Source organism: Actinomadura monticuli (genome assembly GCF_041463655.1).
GTDB lineage: Bacteria > Actinomycetota > Actinomycetes > Streptosporangiales > Streptosporangiaceae > Spirillospora > Spirillospora monticuli.
The window spans coordinates 314,329-328,570 of record NZ_JAXCEI010000006.1 but is presented as its reverse complement, the minus strand read 5'-3'; the positions used below and the strand labels follow the sequence as shown (position 1 = coordinate 328,570).

Annotated in this window: 14 protein-coding genes; 1 reads left to right on the top strand and 13 read right to left on the bottom strand. The window is 73.6% G+C overall.

Features of this window, described 5'->3' with window-relative positions; all coding sequences use genetic code 11:
• Positions 1-17: 17 nt before the first annotated feature.
• The 7 genes from sigJ to SM611_RS16110 all read right to left on the bottom strand — a co-directional run bounded on the left by sigJ (position 18) and on the right by SM611_RS16110 (position 5,523).
• The gene (gene sigJ / locus SM611_RS16140; RefSeq protein ID WP_371950498.1) at positions 18-905 is read right to left on the bottom strand and encodes an RNA polymerase sigma factor SigJ; all 888 of its coding nucleotides are present in this window, start codon (positions 903-905) and stop codon (positions 18-20) included.
• Between the two features lie 80 nt (positions 906-985).
• Complete coding sequence (locus SM611_RS16135; RefSeq protein WP_371950354.1) at positions 986-1,258, bottom strand: DUF6401 family natural product biosynthesis protein; 273 nt, start codon at positions 1,256-1,258, stop codon at positions 986-988.
• 50 nt (positions 1,259-1,308) lie between these two features.
• Positions 1,309-1,983, bottom strand: a complete 675-nt coding sequence (locus SM611_RS16130; protein ID WP_371950353.1) for an NUDIX hydrolase — start codon at positions 1,981-1,983, stop codon at positions 1,309-1,311.
• A 261-nt stretch (positions 1,984-2,244) separates the two neighbouring features.
• Positions 2,245-3,585: an SPFH domain-containing protein gene (locus tag SM611_RS16125; RefSeq protein ID WP_371950352.1), complete on the bottom strand. Its 1,341-nt coding sequence runs from the start codon at positions 3,583-3,585 to the stop codon at positions 2,245-2,247.
• A gap of 113 nt (positions 3,586-3,698) precedes the next feature.
• Entirely contained in the window at positions 3,699-3,881 is a 183-nt protein-coding gene (locus SM611_RS16120) for an NfeD C-terminal domain-containing protein (RefSeq protein WP_131941232.1), read from the bottom strand.
• A gap of 114 nt (positions 3,882-3,995) precedes the next feature.
• A complete protein-coding gene (locus tag SM611_RS16115; protein WP_371950351.1) occupies positions 3,996-4,691 on the bottom strand; it encodes a hypothetical protein in 696 nt (231 codons plus the stop codon).
• Positions 4,692-4,851: 160 nt separating this feature from the next.
• Complete coding sequence (locus SM611_RS16110) at positions 4,852-5,523, bottom strand: lysophospholipid acyltransferase family protein (RefSeq protein ID WP_371950350.1); 672 nt, start codon at positions 5,521-5,523, stop codon at positions 4,852-4,854.
• Between the two features lie 410 nt (positions 5,524-5,933).
• Between SM611_RS16110 and SM611_RS16105 the strand changes: the two genes are divergently transcribed.
• Positions 5,934-6,287, top strand: a complete 354-nt coding sequence (locus tag SM611_RS16105) for an STAS domain-containing protein (RefSeq protein ID WP_371950349.1) — start codon at positions 5,934-5,936, stop codon at positions 6,285-6,287.
• Positions 6,288-6,306: 19 nt separating this feature from the next.
• Here SM611_RS16105 and SM611_RS16100 read toward each other — a convergent pair whose 3' ends face one another.
• From SM611_RS16100 to SM611_RS16075, 6 genes are all read right to left on the bottom strand, one after another.
• Positions 6,307-7,149 (bottom strand): glutamate ABC transporter substrate-binding protein, encoded by an 843-nt coding sequence (locus tag SM611_RS16100; protein ID WP_371950348.1) that lies wholly within the window; start codon positions 7,147-7,149, stop codon positions 6,307-6,309.
• Between the two features lie 17 nt (positions 7,150-7,166).
• The gene (locus tag SM611_RS16095) at positions 7,167-8,687 is read right to left on the bottom strand and encodes a GlnX family signal transduction membrane protein (protein WP_371950347.1); all 1,521 of its coding nucleotides are present in this window, start codon (positions 8,685-8,687) and stop codon (positions 7,167-7,169) included.
• Positions 8,684-9,388 carry an FHA domain-containing protein gene (locus tag SM611_RS16090; RefSeq protein ID WP_371950346.1) on the bottom strand — a complete coding sequence of 235 codons (705 nt, stop codon included), beginning with the start codon at positions 9,386-9,388 and terminating at the stop codon, positions 8,684-8,686. Before SM611_RS16090 ends, SM611_RS16095 begins: the two co-directional genes overlap by 4 nt.
• 5 nt (positions 9,389-9,393) lie before the next feature.
• Entirely contained in the window at positions 9,394-10,710 is a 1,317-nt protein-coding gene (locus SM611_RS16085) for a vWA domain-containing protein (protein WP_371950345.1), read from the bottom strand.
• Complete coding sequence (locus SM611_RS16080; protein WP_371950344.1) at positions 10,707-11,471, bottom strand: PP2C family protein-serine/threonine phosphatase; 765 nt, start codon at positions 11,469-11,471, stop codon at positions 10,707-10,709. Before SM611_RS16080 ends, SM611_RS16085 begins: the two co-directional genes overlap by 4 nt.
• Positions 11,472-11,701: 230 nt before the next feature.
• Positions 11,702-14,239 (bottom strand): serine/threonine-protein kinase, encoded by a 2,538-nt coding sequence (locus SM611_RS16075; protein ID WP_371950343.1) that lies wholly within the window; start codon positions 14,237-14,239, stop codon positions 11,702-11,704.
• Positions 14,240-14,242 lie beyond the last annotated feature (3 nt).

The following is a 14,242-nucleotide window of genomic DNA, read 5'->3' as shown; positions in this document are numbered from 1 at the left end:
CGGGCGCCGTGCCGGGGTCAGCCTTCCAGGCCGGTGAGGTCGAGGTCGGCCAGTCGTTCGGGATCGGACAGGATGTCGATCGCGGTGATCCTATCTCCGGTGACGGCGAAGCTCATGACCGAGTAGAGCCGGCCGTCCACGGTGTTGACCAGGCCGGCCGCGCCGTTGACCAGGGCGTGGCGGCTGGTCGCGAGCGTCGCCATGCGGTGGAAGGTGGCGGCCTGCGCCGCCACCTTCGCGCTGCCGCGCACGACCTTGACGCCGCCCGGCAGCGCCTTGCCGCCGTCGGCGCGCAGCACCACGTCCGGGTCGAGGACGGCCACCAGGGCGTCGAAGTCGCCGTCGTGGGCGGCGCTGAGGAACGCCTCGACGGCGCGGCGCTGCGCGACGGGGTCGGGGTCGGGCGCCGGAGCCTCGCCCCGGACGCGGCGGCGGGCGCGGCTGGCGAGCTTGCGCGCCGCCACCGGCGTGCGGTCGATGACGGGGGCGATCTCCTCGAACGGCATGCCGAACATGTCGTGCAGGACGAAGGCCAGCCGCTCCGGCGGGGTCAGCGACTCCAGCACCACCAGCAGGGCCAGCCCGACCGAATCGGCGATCAGCGCCTCCTGCTCGGGATCGGCGGACGCGCCGCTCACGATCGGATCCGGCATCCGGGCCTCCAGCGACGTCTCGCGCCGCTGCGTGCGCGAGCGCAGCATGTCCAGGCAGACCCGGCCGACGACCGTGGTCAGCCAGCCGCCGAGGTTGCCGATCCGCTCCGCGTCGCTGCGGGCGAGCCGCAGCCAGGCTTCCTGGACGGCGTCGTCGGCCTCGGCCAGAGAGCCCAGCATCCGGTAGGCCACCGCCTTGAGATGCGTGCGGTGCTCCTCGAACCGCTCGGCCAGGAAGTCGCGCTCGTTCATGTCGTCCCCAGTGTCGTCGCCCGCGTCGGTGTCCACCGCACTGACGAACCGGACGGCACGAGTGTGACCGCGCCGCCGGGCTACTGGGAGCCGATCATCCAGCAGACGGCGACGATCCGGACGAACTCCCAGTCGCGGGGGTCGTCGGGCCACCAGCCCCGGTTGAACGCCTCCTCGGCGAACCCGTGCAGGTAGTCCATCAGCTCGTCGGGGCCGGGCGTGCCGAGCTCGTCCCGGAGGGTCGCCACATGCTGGTCGACGGCCGCCGCGAGCCCCGGCGAACCGGCCATCTCCGCGACGCCCGCATCGCCGATGTCACGGACGATCAGGCCGAGCGCATCGTCACCGTTCATAAGGGCCGAAACTAGCAACCGCGGCCCGATGCCCGTGCCGTCGGCCCAGATCAAGCCCGTGGTCGCAGCATCGGTGGGCGGAGCTGCTCGGCGTCGCCGCGCCGGTACAGCCGGGCCGGGCGGCCGCCGTCGCGCGTCGTCGTCCGCTCGGTCGGGATGAGGAACCGGTCGGCGCCGGTGACCTTCCGGTGGAAGTTGCGCGGATCGAGGCTGGTGCCCCACACGATCTCGTAGACGCGGCGGAGCTCGGCGACCGTGAACTCGGGCGGGCAGAACGCGGCGGCGAGGGAGGTGTACTCCAGCTTCGCCCGCGCCCGCTCCATCCCGTCGCACAGGATCCGCCGGTGGTCGAACGCGGCCCGGTCGTGGTGGATGAGCTCGTCCACGGCCGTCCACAGCACCTGCGCCCTGCTCGACGCCGGCAGGTCGGGCGCGAGGCCCAGGTAGGCGACGCTCACCACCCGCTGCCGGGGGTCCCGGTCGGGGTAGCCGTAGGTGGCGAGCTGCTCCAGGTGGATCCGGACGTCCGCGAGCCCCGCCCGCTCCGCCATCAGGCGGGACGCCGCGACCGGCAGGTCCTCGTCCAGCTGGATGAACCCGCCCGGGAGCGACCACGCCCCGTCGTAGGGGGCCCGGTCACGCCGCCACATCAGCGCGCACAGGCGCTGCTCCCGCACGGTGAGCACGACGAGGTCGACGGTGACGGCAAGCCGCGGCACGGACATGCTCGGAGTCTATTGGGGGGGCGACCCCCCAATCCCCCCGTTACGACGCTGTGCTGGCCCAGGGGGGCGACCCCCTGGAACCCCCGTTACGACGCAGGCGATCCTCACGCCGCCCTTACGGTCTGTCGTGCCCGTGCGGGCGGGCGCGGCGTCGCTGCGGTCGCTGGCGCTCCCTTCGCGTGCCTGCCCGTGCTGCGGGGGGCGGGGTCTAACGCCAGAAGGCCCGGCCGTTGGGGGCCGGGCCATCCTGGTTGCGGAGGGTCAGTCCTCCTTGGGGATCTCCACGGCCGGGACGGCCGCGGCGACCCCGTTGTGGCCGTTCGCGGCGGGCTGGCCGCCGTTCAGGTTGGCGAGGAGCTGCCGGGCGACGCCGAGGCCGGTACCGCCGAGCGTGAGGGCCTTGGCGAGCATGTCCTCGACGCCCTCGGCCCCGTTGAGCACGACCATGTTGTCGACGTTGCCGAACACGCCCGCGCCCGCCTCGACGATCTGCGGCCACTGCTCGGCGAGCTGCTGGGCGATGACGGCGTCGGTGTTCTCGGCCAGCGCCTCCGCGCGGGCCTTGATCGCCTCGGCCTCGGCGAGGCCCTTGCGCCGGGTCGCGTCGGCCTCGGCCTCACCGAGCAGCCGGATGGCCTCCGACTCCCGCTGCGCCTTCAGCTGGACCTCGGTCGCCGCGGCCTGCGCGTAGGAGATGCGCTCCTCGCGCTCGGCCTCGGCCAGCTTCACCTGCTCGTACGCCTTGGCGTCGGCCGGCTTGCGGACCTCGCTCTCCAGCCGCTTCTCGGTGCGCTCGGCCTCCAGCTCGGCGTTGCGGGTCTCCTTGAGGATGACCTCCTGCCGGGCCTGCTGCGCGGCCTGCTGCACCTGGCCCTGGTACTCGGCCTTCTTCATCTCGGTGTCGCGGATGACGGCGGCGTTCTGCCGCTCGGTCTCCTGCTCGCGCGCGGTGGCCTCCTGGTTGCGCTCGGCCTCGGCGATGCGGGCGGCGGCGGCGACCTTCGCGGCGTGCGGACGGCCCAGGTTGGTGATGTAGCCGGTCTCGTCGTCGATCTCCTGGATCTGCAGGGAGTCGACGACCAGCCCCAGCTTGCTCATCTCGTCGGCGGCGGAGCTGCGCGTCTCGGACGTGAGCCGCTCGCGGTTGAGGATCAGGTCCTCGACGGTGAGGTTGCCGATGATGGAGCGCAGGTGGCCGGTGAACAGCTCGTGGATCGCGCCGTCCATGGACGACTGCTGCTCCAGGAACCGGCGCGCCGCGTTGGCGATCGAGACCAGGTCGTCCCCGACCTTGTAGATGACCACGCCGCGCACCTTGACCGGGATGCCCTGCTGCGTCACGCACTTCACTTCGAGGTTGGCGGCGCGGCTGTCGAGCTGCAGCCGCCGCGACACCTGGAAACCGGGCAGGACGGACGTACCCTTGCCCGTCACGATCTTGAATCCGAGGCTGTCCACGCCGTCGATCGGCTTGGACTTGGCGCCCAACCCCGAAATGATCAGCGCCTCGTTCGGCTCGGCGACCCGCCAGACCATCTTGAACAAGATGATCAACACGATGATGGCGACGACCACACCGATCGCCACGGCGACAACGGGCATGCGGCCTCCTCTTCAGATGTGGGTGCGGCCGGCTCGACGTCCCCGCCCGCGTTTTCCCTCAGACGCGCGAGCGGCGCGTTCGGTTCTCCTCGCGGATGGCCTGATTGCGCCACTTACTGCGGCAATGCGGGCGCGACGTACACCGTGCGGGGCGGGTGGTGCTCGACCACCACGACGATGGTCCCGACGCCGATCTCGTCCTGCGGGTTCACGGGGTGCGCGTAGAACGCCTCGACGCCGCCGCGAATGGGGATCATGACCTCGCCGACGAGTCCCGGCCCGATCCGGCCGGTCACCCGGCCCTCCTTACCGATCAAGGACACCCCCGCTGGGAACGACACGCCCGGGACATACGCCCCTTGTAAGGCGAACCGTATCCGCTGGGCGAGACGGTCCGCGAGTCCCGGGACTCACGGCAGGACGCGTTCGGCATGGGCGTGCGCCTCGCGGGCGAGGCGCTCGGCGTCCGCGCGGGTGACGGTCGGGCCGAAGACGGACACCGTCGCGACGTAGTGCCGGCCCCGGAACACGACGTACCAGGTGCGCGTCCTGGCGTTGCCGCTGGTCGTGGTGACGCCGACGGTGCGGGAGCCCTCGCCGATGTCGCCCTTGGGCACCTCGACGACGCGGTGCTCGGCCAGGTTCGAGCCGATCTTGGTGCGGAACCGCAGGCAGCCGGACGGGACGCGCGCGTTGACCTGCTTCTCGCCGTCGGCGGCGGACATGCCCATCAGCGTCTCGGTGGCGGTCTGCCCGGCGTTGCCGGTGAACGAGACGAGCGCCGCCGGGACGTCGCCCGCCACGGTGCCGCCGGGACGTCCCGTCCCGCAGCGCGGCTTGTCCAGGGTCGCCTCGCGCTGCAGCCGGGCGGCGTTCTGGATGGCCTTCAGCGAGCCGTACTCCCCCGAGTCTGGCTCGCCGGCCCGCCGGTAGCCGGTCGCCTGGCCGAGCAGCGCCTGCGCGAGCTGGTCGGACGTGTACCCGATGCCCGCGACCTCCGCCCGCGCGGTGCTCCGGACCTCGCGGGCCTGCTCGTCGCCGCCCCCGCACGCGCTCGCGGCGGCGGCCGTCACCAACAGGACGATCGGGAGGAACCTGTACGCCATGGCCGCGACACTACGGCCCGGCCCCGTCCCCGGCCCCCCGCCGACACGCCCACGGCCCGAACCCGCCACCGAACCGCGGGGCGGTCGCCGGGCGGGACGCCCCCTGACGGGACATCGCGGGCTCCGCGACGACCGGAGCGGAGCGGGACTGAGGGCGGCGCTAGCTGGTTTCCGCGCGTTCGTTGTACTCGGCGGCGTAGTCCTGGCCGGACATCTTCTGGATGGTCTCGACGATCTCGTCGGTGATGGCGCGGCGGGCCTTGGCCGGCGGGAGGTCTCCGTAGTGGGAGAAGTCCATGGGCGGGCCGATGCGCACGGTGGGGCGGGGGCCGAAGACGCGCGGGAAGGCGGCGCCGATCGGCTGGATCTTCTCGGTGCCCTCCAGGGCGACCGGCAGGACGCGGGCGCCCGATTCCAGGACGAGCCAGCCGACGCCCGTCCGGCCGCGGTAGAGGCGGCCGTCGGGAGAGCGGGTGCCCTCCGGGTAGATGGCGAACGCGCCGCTGTTGTCGAGGACCTCGGCGGCCTGCTCGAGGGCGCCCATCGCGGCGCGGCGGGCGCCGCGCCGGACGGGGACGTGCCCGAGGTTCGTGAGGAACCAGCGGACGAACCGGTTCTTCAGCCCGCCGCCCTCGAAGTAGTCGGCCTTGGCGATGTAGGTGACGGGGCGCGGGACGGCGAGCGGGATGATGAAGCTGTCGATGAACGACAGGTGGTTGCTCGCCACGATCAGCGGCCCGTAGCTCGGCACGTTCTCACCGCCGACGACCCGCGGCCGGAAAAGCAGCCAGAGGATAGGACGCACCACCCGCGTCATGAACGTGTAGAACATCCAGCCTCCCGAATTTCGCCACCGCCACTGTAACGTCTGCGCGGATCCGGCCCAGAGTCAGCGTCCTTCTTTCCCGGTCAGAGGGCCGCAAGAAATGGCCCAACCGCAGGTCAAGCCTGGCGCAGGCCGGATTGGACGCCATTTCTTACCGTCTAGTAAGTTTCTCTTGAGTAAGTTATTGCCCTGTTTCCCGGATGACCCCGGACGCACCCGGACGGCCCGGGCGGCGCGTCGGGTAGAGTCGTCACGTGGGATCCGGCCGGACGTCCGGTGCGGCGTTACGGTCCGGGGCCCGGACCGGCGGCCCGGTCCCTATTCCCGGTGAGAGCTTGGAATGCGGGCACGGGTGCGCGATCCTGAGGAGTCACCTGAGATGGCCGGGTGCCACCGGAGTGGGGCGTGAGGTGACCATGGACTTCGACATCAGCCTGATGCGCGACGACCGCTGCACCGTCGTCCGCGTGCAGGGCGACATCGACGTGGTGTCCCGGACGCGTTTCGAGGAGACGCTCTTCGAGGTGGTCGACGCCGACGAGCCGACCGTCGTCGACATGCGCGAGGTGACGTTCTGCGACTCGACGGGCCTGAACGCGCTCGTCGCCGCCAACCGCCGGGCCGGCCGGCGCGGCACCCACATCGCGCTGGTGGCGCTGCCGCCGCGCGTCCAGCGGGTCTTCCGCATCACCGGGATCGACAAGTTCATCCCCGTCTACGACACGCTGCGCGAGGCGATCGTCGGGTTCCCGTCCACGACCACGCCCTGACGCTCGGGTACAGCGGCGCTCAGGTACAGCCCTCGAACTGGGGGACGCTCGTCGTCAGCTTCAGCCCCGACTTCCCGAACCACTTGGTCAGCAGCCGCTGGGCGGTGCCGTCCTGGTACATGGCGGTGATGGCCCGGTTGACCTCCTCGCAGCCCCTGAGGTCGCCCTTCTTGAGGCCGACGCCGTACTTCTCGTCGGTGAACGGCGCGTTGATCATGCGTCCGGGGCGGCCGGCGGCGAACCCGGCGAGGATCAGGTCGTCGGTCGAGACGGCGTCGAGCCTCCCGGCGGCGAGCGCGTCCATGCAGGCCCCGTAGGTGCCGACGGTGACCGGCTCGGCGGCGACCTTGCGCTCCTCGATGACGCGGCGCCACGAGTTGGAGCCGGTCACCTCGCAGATCTTCTTGCCCTTCAGGTCACGGACGTCCTTGATCGAGCCGGCGTCGGCGCGGACGAACGTGTCCTGGTGGGCGACGTAGTAGGGGCCGCCGAAGGTCACCTTCATCTTGCGCTTCGCCGTGATGGAGTACGTCGCGACGATCATGTCGACGGTGCCCTTGGCGAGCGCCTCCTCGCGGACGGACGAGTTCGTCGTCCGCCACGTGATGCGGCTCTTCGGGACGCCCATCCGGCCCGCGATGTAGGTGGCGACGTCGACGTCGAAGCCCTCGTACGTCCCGTCCGGGCGCTTGACGCCGAGGGCCGGCTGGTCTTCCTTCACGCCGATGACGAGGGAGTCCTTGTCGGCCACCGACTCCTTCTCGGTGCCGCCGAGGCCGCAACCCGCCGGGCCCGCCAGCAGTGCCCCCGCGGCGAGGAGGGCGGAGGCGGCTCTGGCACCGAACACAGCGCTACCGCGCATGGCTTGCTCTCCTCCGGTCAGCGGAACTCGGCCAGCCGGGGACGGACCCCCGCCAGGATCAGAAGGGCGATGGCGGCGACGCCGGCGGCCGGGACGGCGTTCCAGCCGCGCAGCCCGCCGTCCGCGTCCCTGATCGCCTCGTCGAAGGCGTCCTGGTGGACGGCGGTCAGCGCGCTGAGCGAGGCGTCGAAGGCCCCGAAGTCGCGGATGGCGCTGGACGTCCGGCCCATCCGCAGGTCGATCGCCCCCGTGCGGTTCCCGGACGCGGCGAGCCGCCGCATCTCCGCGTCGTTGCGCTGGACGGTCCGGTACGCGGCCAGCGTCTTCGCGAGGGCGTCCGCGTCGCGGCCCTGGTCCGTCGTGCGCGCCTCGTCCCCGAAGAAGCCGAGAAACGGGACGGCGCCCTGCCCCGGCCGGTACGGGGCGACCTTCTGCTCCAGCCCCGCGTAGTAGTTCTCCAGGTTCACCGGCTTGTCGCCGAGGTCCGGGTAGATCACCGAGAGCGACTTGTCGAGGTAGGTCTGCTCGTAGGTGTCGGCGCGCCCCGGGTCGAGGAGGTAGCGGCTCTCGTCGGCGAACGCGCTGTGGCTGATGGCGCGGGCGCGGGAGAGCTGGAGGATCGAGTCGAAACCGTCCTCCTTGGCCCTCTTGATGTGGCCCGCGTGCGCCGTCAGCAGGCCCGCGCCGACGGCCGTGAGGACGATCGTGGCGAGCGTCGCCAGCACGAGCGCCCAGTTGAGCACGCGGCGGAACGTCCGGGCCAGGTACAGCTGCGTCGCGATCAGGAGCAGCAGGACGAGCAGCCCGGTGACCGCGACCCAGGCGCGTCCCGTCAGCACGGCCGACCGTTTCGTCTCGTACGACTGCCGGACGTGCGCGCCGCTGTCGAGCGTGATGTTGTACGCCTTCGGCAGCAGTTGCATCTTCATCAGGTCGGTCGCCTGCCGGTAGGCGTCGATGACCTGGTCCGGCAGCTCGCCCGGCGCGTGGTTCGACTGCGCGTCGAGCTGCATCGCCTGGCCGACGAGCCGCTCGTACTTGCCGAGGCCGTCCAGCACCTCCTGGACGGTCCGTTTCAGCGCCGGGTCGCGTCCGGCGAGCTGCGCGGCCTGCACCGCCGCCGCGTCCGCCTCCGCGCGGCGCTTCTCGTACACCCGCAGGGACTCGTCGTAGCCGACGCCGAGGTCGTGCTCGCGTCCGATCAGCAGGATGTTGGACACCTGGGCGTCCATGTCGCTGAGCGCGAAGTAGAGCGTGCCCGTCGCGACGACCTGCGGGCCCGCGTCGTGCCCGATCGTCTGGACGGAGTCGCGCGCGTTGCCGATCGCCACCGCGAGGACGGCGAGCAGCGCGATGAGCGCGGCCAGGCACAGCACGACGTGCGCGCGCACGCGGCCCGGGATCGTCTTCAGCCACCGGCCGCGGAAGAACGTCCTGACACGGCCGCCGCGCTGCGCGTCCGCCGGCGGTTTCGGCTCGGGCGGCGGGCCGGACGCGCGGGGAGCGGGGACCGCCGGCTGCGCGGGACTCATCGTCATGGCGGGCCCTCCTGCAGGGACAGCGTGATGGTCGTCCAGGCGCCCACGTGGACGCGGTCGCCGTCGCCCATCGGCAGCGGCACGTTCACCGGGATCGGCTCGGTGCCGCCGTTCACCGTGGTGCCGTTCGTCGAACCGGGGTCGACGAGGTTCCAGGTGCCGTCCGGCTGCGCGAGCAGGACGGCGTGCAGATGCGACACGCCCGGGTCCTCGGGCGGTTCGCTCAGGTCGATCTCCGGGACGATCGCGCGGGACTTGCTGCGGCGCCCGATCCGGACCTGCTCGCCGAGCAGCGGGACGCGGCGCTCCGGGCAGTACGGCGGGAACGTGAGGCCGGCGTCCGGCCCCATCTCGGCGAGGACCGTGTCGAAGTAGGCGCGGTCGGCCGCGACCAGCGCGCACGGGCCGGGCGAGGCGGCCGGCGCGCTGCTCGTCCGGTGCGGCGGCACCATCGGCACCGCCCGCGCCGGGCGGTCGATCGCCAGCTCCACCGTGTAGATCGTGCCGGTGTCGAAGTCGTACCCGTCGACCTCGCAGAAGCGGCCCGAGCGCGGCGTCCCGCAGTGCGGGCACGCGGCCGGGCCCGCCGCCGAGCCCGCCGCCGGGCCCGGTTCGACCGGACGCGCGCCGGCCATGAGGTCGCCGCACACGTCGCAGTAGTCGGCGGACTCGGACGCGTGCCCGCTCGGGCAGGTGGGCATGGGCCTCAGCCCCCGGGCCTGTCACCGGCGGGGCCGCCGGCGGCGTCGCCCTGCCGGGTCCGGACGGTCCGGACGGAGCGGGTGTCGAGCGACATCTCATCCGCCTTCGACACGTCCCGTTTCAGCCGGACCGTGCCGCTCGCCTCGTCGACCACGTCCACGACCCGGTCGAGCAGGCCGGAGATCTGCTCGTTGCCGACCTCCCGCGCCAGCACGACCGCGCGCCCGAGCCGGGCGGTCGCGGTGTCCTCGTCGCCGTCCCGCCGCGCCTCCAGGCCCTCCTGGATCGCCGCGGCCAGCTCCGACTGCCCCGTGTGGTGCGCGACCCGGCCGTTGATCGAGGTCGAGCGGGCCTCGTCGTCCGTCCACTCGGCGAGGACGTTCCCGGACGCGAGGACCTGGTCGCCCGCGAGGAGCTTCACCCACGCGGCCCGCATCTGCCGTCCCACGTCGCCGGGCTGCACCTCGACGCACAGGTGGTACTCGCGGGACTCGTTCCCCCACGCGCCGAGCGGATAGTCGCCCGTCTGCGTCCCCGAGTCGACGCGCCGCTCCGTCAGGTCCTCCACGGTGGGGACCATCTGCTTGACGAACCGGAGCCGCGCCTGCTGCGGCGTCCACACGCGCAGCGCCACGTCCGCGACCTCCTTGCTCATCGCGGCCCGCGTCATCGCCAGGAAGTCGGCCTCCAGGTCGGCGGGGTCGGGGACGTCCAGGAACCCGCCGAGCAGCATCGAGGTGATCTTGCGCAGCTCGGCGACGTCCCAGTCGGTGCCGACGCCGCGCGCGTCGCACAGGAACCGGCCCGCGCACACCCGCAGCGCCGCGTCCAGTTCCTCCGCCGACTCGTGCTGGTTCTTGCCGTCGGTCAGCAGGATCGCGTGCTTCAGCGCGTCGTCGTGCTCGGTGAACAGCCGCTCGGCGAGCCGCAGCCACGACCCGATCGCCGTCCCCCCGGCCGCCTCCAGCCGCCCGATCGCGCTCACCGCGCTGCGCCGGGACGCGTCGTCCGCCGCGACGAGCCGCTCCCCCTGCGGGTAGATCATCCGCGGCCGGTTGGCGCCCGCGACCACCGCGAAGTGGACCCCGTCGCGCAGCACGTTCACCGCCGCCCGCGCGGCCCGCTTCGCCGCGGCCATCTTCCCTCGGTAGGACATCGACCCCGACGTGTCGATCAGGATGATCTCCGCGGCGTCCGCGGCGCGCTCGCCGTTCCCGGACGAGCGGGCCGCCACGGTCACGATCGCGTGCATCTCCCGCCCGCCCGCCGGAAGGTAGGCGTTCTGGTCCACGCGGACGGTGAACTCCGGAACCCCGCTCATCTGCCCCGCTCCCCACCCGGCGGCGGACACGGCACCACCGCAACCGTCACGTTGTCGCGACCGCCCGCCTCCAGCGCCGCCCGCAGCAGCCGCCGCGCCACCGCCATCGGGCCGTGCTCCTTGAGCGCCACCTCCGCGAGGGCCGCCGCGTCCGGGAGGTCGTTCCACAGCCCGTCGCTGCAGAGCACGACCAGCCCCGGCGCCGTCGGACGGAACGCCGCCACATGCGGTTCGACGTGCCCCGCGTCCGCGCCCAGCCATGCCGTGATCACGTGCGCCCGCTCGTCGGCCCACGCGTCCGCGGCGGTCAGCGCGCCCTGCTCGATCATGCACTCGGCCCACGAGTCGTCCCGCGTCAGCAGGCGCGAGCCCGCCTCCCCCAGCCAGTACGCCCGGCTGTCGCCGACCCACCCGACCGTGACGCCGCCCGCGTCCACGATGGCCGACACGAACGTGCACGCCGGCGACGTCTCGGGATCCCGGCCGAGCCCCGCCACGACCTCGGCGGCCCGCTCCACCGCCGCACGCGTCGCCCCCTGCGGATCCATGCCGACGGACACCCGTCCCGTCAGCACGGCCACGGCCGCGTCGGCCGCGCGCCGCGACGCCTCCTCCGACCCGGGCGCCGTCGCGACGCCGTCGCAGACCACCGCGCACGCCCCGCGCGGCAGCGCCGCGATGGCGAACGCGTCCTCGTTCCGCCGCCGCCGCAACCCGGCGTCGCTGACGGCCGCCCCGGCCGTCCCGAGATCGGTCTCCACCCGCCCGCGCCCCTGCCGGAGCCCGCAGCGCTCACAGAACCCGTCCGTCGCGACCGCCGAACCGCAATCCGCGCACCCCGCCGGCGCTGGCGCGGCCGCGGGCGGGGGTGCGGTCCGGGGGGCCGCCGGGGCGGGGGTGCCGCAGCGTTCGCAGAAGCGGTCTTGGGCGTGGGCCGGTTCCCCGCAGGCGTGGCAGGCGGAGAGGTGCGTGCGCTGGTCGGTGCCCATGGTCAGAAGAGCGTCCTCGGACGGACGGCGTTGGCGCGTTTGACCATCGCGTGGCGCTGTCCGGCGCCGTCGGCGAGCTTGGCGAGGACGCGGTAGGTCTCTTCGAGCTTCGCGCGCAGGGCCGGTTCGTCCAGGTCCGTGCCGAGGACCTGCTGCCGGAACCCGGCCGGGATCGGGGCGCGGCCGGCGCGGAGCCAGCCGAGCGCCGCCTCCAGGACCTCGGCGGTGAACGCGGCGGCCCGCCCGGTGTCCAGGCGCAGCGACGCGAGGCGGCGGCCCGCCTCGATGAGCGCCGCCGCGTCCAGCTCGCCGGGCCGCCGGCCCCGGACGGCCGTGGCGACGGCGGCGAGCTGCGCGGCGAGGTAGTGGCTGGAGATGCGGGGGACCGAGTCCAGGACGCGTTCGGCGGCGGCCCGGTCGCCGGCGGCGAAGCAGCAGCGGGCCAGCCCGAACGCGGCGCTGACGTGGGTGGGGTCGGTGCGCCAGACCGTCTCGTAGTAGTGGCTGGCGTTGCCCAGGTCGCCCAGCGTCTCATAGCAGAACGCGAGCGCCAGCTTGGGCGCCTGCTCCCCCGGGGCGAGGTCGTACAGGTCGTTGAAGACGGCGACGGCCTCCGCACCGCGCCCGCCGGCGAGGGCGCGGACGCCCTGGTACCAGTCGACGCGCCAGTCGTCCGGCGCCTCGGCCGAGATCTCCTCCAGGAGGCGGGCGGCGCCGTCCAGGTCGCCCAGCTCGACGCGGACGCGCACCAGCGCGAGCCGCACCTCGCGGGACGCGACCGGCGCGGCGCCGAGCGCCGCGGCGAGGTCGCCGGGATCGCGGGCGGTGAGCCCCGCGAGGAACGCGGCGGCCGGGTCGGACGCGGAGACGAGCGGGACCGGCAGCGCCGCCGCTGCCGCCGCCGGCTCCAGCGGCGCCAGGACGGTCGTGCCGTCCAGCGCATCGACGATCTCGGTCCCGGCCGTGTGCTGCTCGGGCCCGAACAGCGGCGACGGCGCGGGCCTGGGACGTCCGTCCTCGGCGGACAGGACCTCGCGCAGCACGCCGGTGAGCTGCTCGGCCATCTCGGCCGCGCTCTGGAAGCGGCGGGACGGGTCCGGGTGGGTGGCGCGCCGCAGCAGCCGGTGGTACGACTCGTGCCGCCGGAACAGCGGGACCTCGTCGCGGGGCGGCAGGCTGCGCAGGTGCCGTCCCGTGTAGCCGCGGAACGGGAAGCTGAGCACGGCGAGCGTCCGGCCGACGGTGTAGAGGTCGGACGTGACCGACGGGCCCTGCGAGCCGATCTCGGGGGACTGGTAGCCGGGCGTCCCGAAGATCGGGCTCTCCACGTCGAAGGCGCGCCGCACCCCGCCGAGGTCGATCAGCTTCAGCTGCTCCTCGGACTGGATCGCGTTGTCCGGCTTGAAGTCGCAGTACAGCAGCCCGACGCCGTGCAGGTAGCCGAGGGCGCTCAGCACCTCCAGCCCGTACGCGATCACCTGGCCGAGGGGCAGCGACACATGGTCGCCGTGCTCGGCCCGGACGCTGAGCAGGATGTCCTTGAGGGAGCGCCCGCCGACGTACTCCATCACGATGTAGCCGGACTCGCCGTGCCGGACGAAGTTGTAGATCTTGACGATGTTGGGGTGCTCGACCTCGGCGAGGAACGCGCGCTCGGCGGTCGCGGCGGCGAGGGAGTCGGCGTCCCCGGTGTCGAGCAGGCCCTTCAGCACGACCCAGCGCTCGCTCACGTTGTGGTCGCGGGCCAGGTACACCCAGCCGAGCCCGCCGTGCGCGAGGCAGCCGAGCACCTCGTACTGCCCGCCGACCATCTCGCCCGCGCGCAGCTTCGGCGTGAACGAGAACGGATGCCCGCAGCTGCGGCAGAACCCCTCGGTCCGGCCGGGCCTGCCGTTGCGGCTACGCCCGACCTTCTCGTCGCAGCGGCTGCAGAAGCGCCGGTTCTCCGGCACCTCCGGATTCTCCATGATCGCCGTCGCGGGGTCGCGGGCCGGGACGGGCGGGACCTCGACGAGCCCCGCGCCGAGCATCCCGCGCCTGGTCGAGCCGCTGGAACCGGTCCCCCGGGTGCCGCCGCGCGACGCCGTCCGGCCGGACCCGACCGTGCCCCGGCCGCTGCCCGCCGAACTCCCGGACGTGCCGGCCGGGCCCGGCTCCCTGCTCGTCGGCGGCGCGAACGGCGTCTGCGTGGTGACCGCCGCCGGGACCCGCACGGGCGCCGCCCTGGTGTATCCGGGTCTGGCGGGCGGCACGGTCGGAGCGGGCGCCGACGTCGGCGGTGCGGGCGCCGCGACGGACGTCGGTGGGGCGGGGGCGGGGGCGGGGGCGGCGGCTCGCGGGGGCGCGGGCGGTACGGGAGCGGACGGCGCGGGAGCGGACGGCGCGGGAGCGGACGGCGCGGAGGGGGCGGAGGCGGGCTCAGAGGCGGCGGACGGGGCCGGGGCGGCGGACGGGGCGGGGGCCGGGGCCATGCCGCAGACGTCGCAGAAACCGTCGGCGTCGACCTCGCCCGCGCAGCCGGGCTGGGTGCATCGGTTCATCGG

Bases quoted from the DNA above. Each gene is read 5' to 3' on its own strand.
- SM611_RS16125 (WP_371950352.1), bottom strand. From the start codon at position 3,585: ATGCCCGTTGTCGCCGTGGCGATCGGTGTGGTCGTCGCCATCATCGTG.
- SM611_RS16135 (WP_371950354.1), bottom strand. From the start codon at position 1,258: ATGAACGGTGACGATGCGCTCGGCCTGATCGTCCGTGACATCGGCGAT.
- sigJ (WP_371950498.1), bottom strand. From the start codon at position 905: ATGAACGAGCGCGACTTCCTGGCCGAGCGGTTCGAGGAGCACCGCACG.
- SM611_RS16115 (WP_371950351.1), bottom strand. From the start codon at position 4,691: ATGGCGTACAGGTTCCTCCCGATCGTCCTGTTGGTGACGGCCGCCGCC.
- SM611_RS16085 (WP_371950345.1), bottom strand. From the start codon at position 10,710: ATGAGCGGGGTTCCGGAGTTCACCGTCCGCGTGGACCAGAACGCCTAC.
- SM611_RS16100 (WP_371950348.1), bottom strand. From the start codon at position 7,149: ATGCGCGGTAGCGCTGTGTTCGGTGCCAGAGCCGCCTCCGCCCTCCTC.
- SM611_RS16095 (WP_371950347.1), bottom strand. From the start codon at position 8,687: ATGACGATGAGTCCCGCGCAGCCGGCGGTCCCCGCTCCCCGCGCGTCC.
- SM611_RS16110 (WP_371950350.1), bottom strand. From the start codon at position 5,523: ATGTTCTACACGTTCATGACGCGGGTGGTGCGTCCTATCCTCTGGCTG.
- SM611_RS16090 (WP_371950346.1), bottom strand. From the start codon at position 9,388: ATGCCCACCTGCCCGAGCGGGCACGCGTCCGAGTCCGCCGACTACTGC.
- SM611_RS16130 (WP_371950353.1), bottom strand. From the start codon at position 1,983: ATGTCCGTGCCGCGGCTTGCCGTCACCGTCGACCTCGTCGTGCTCACC.
- SM611_RS16075 (WP_371950343.1), bottom strand. From the start codon at position 14,239: ATGAACCGATGCACCCAGCCCGGCTGCGCGGGCGAGGTCGACGCCGAC.
- SM611_RS16105 (WP_371950349.1), top strand. From the start codon at position 5,934: ATGGACTTCGACATCAGCCTGATGCGCGACGACCGCTGCACCGTCGTC.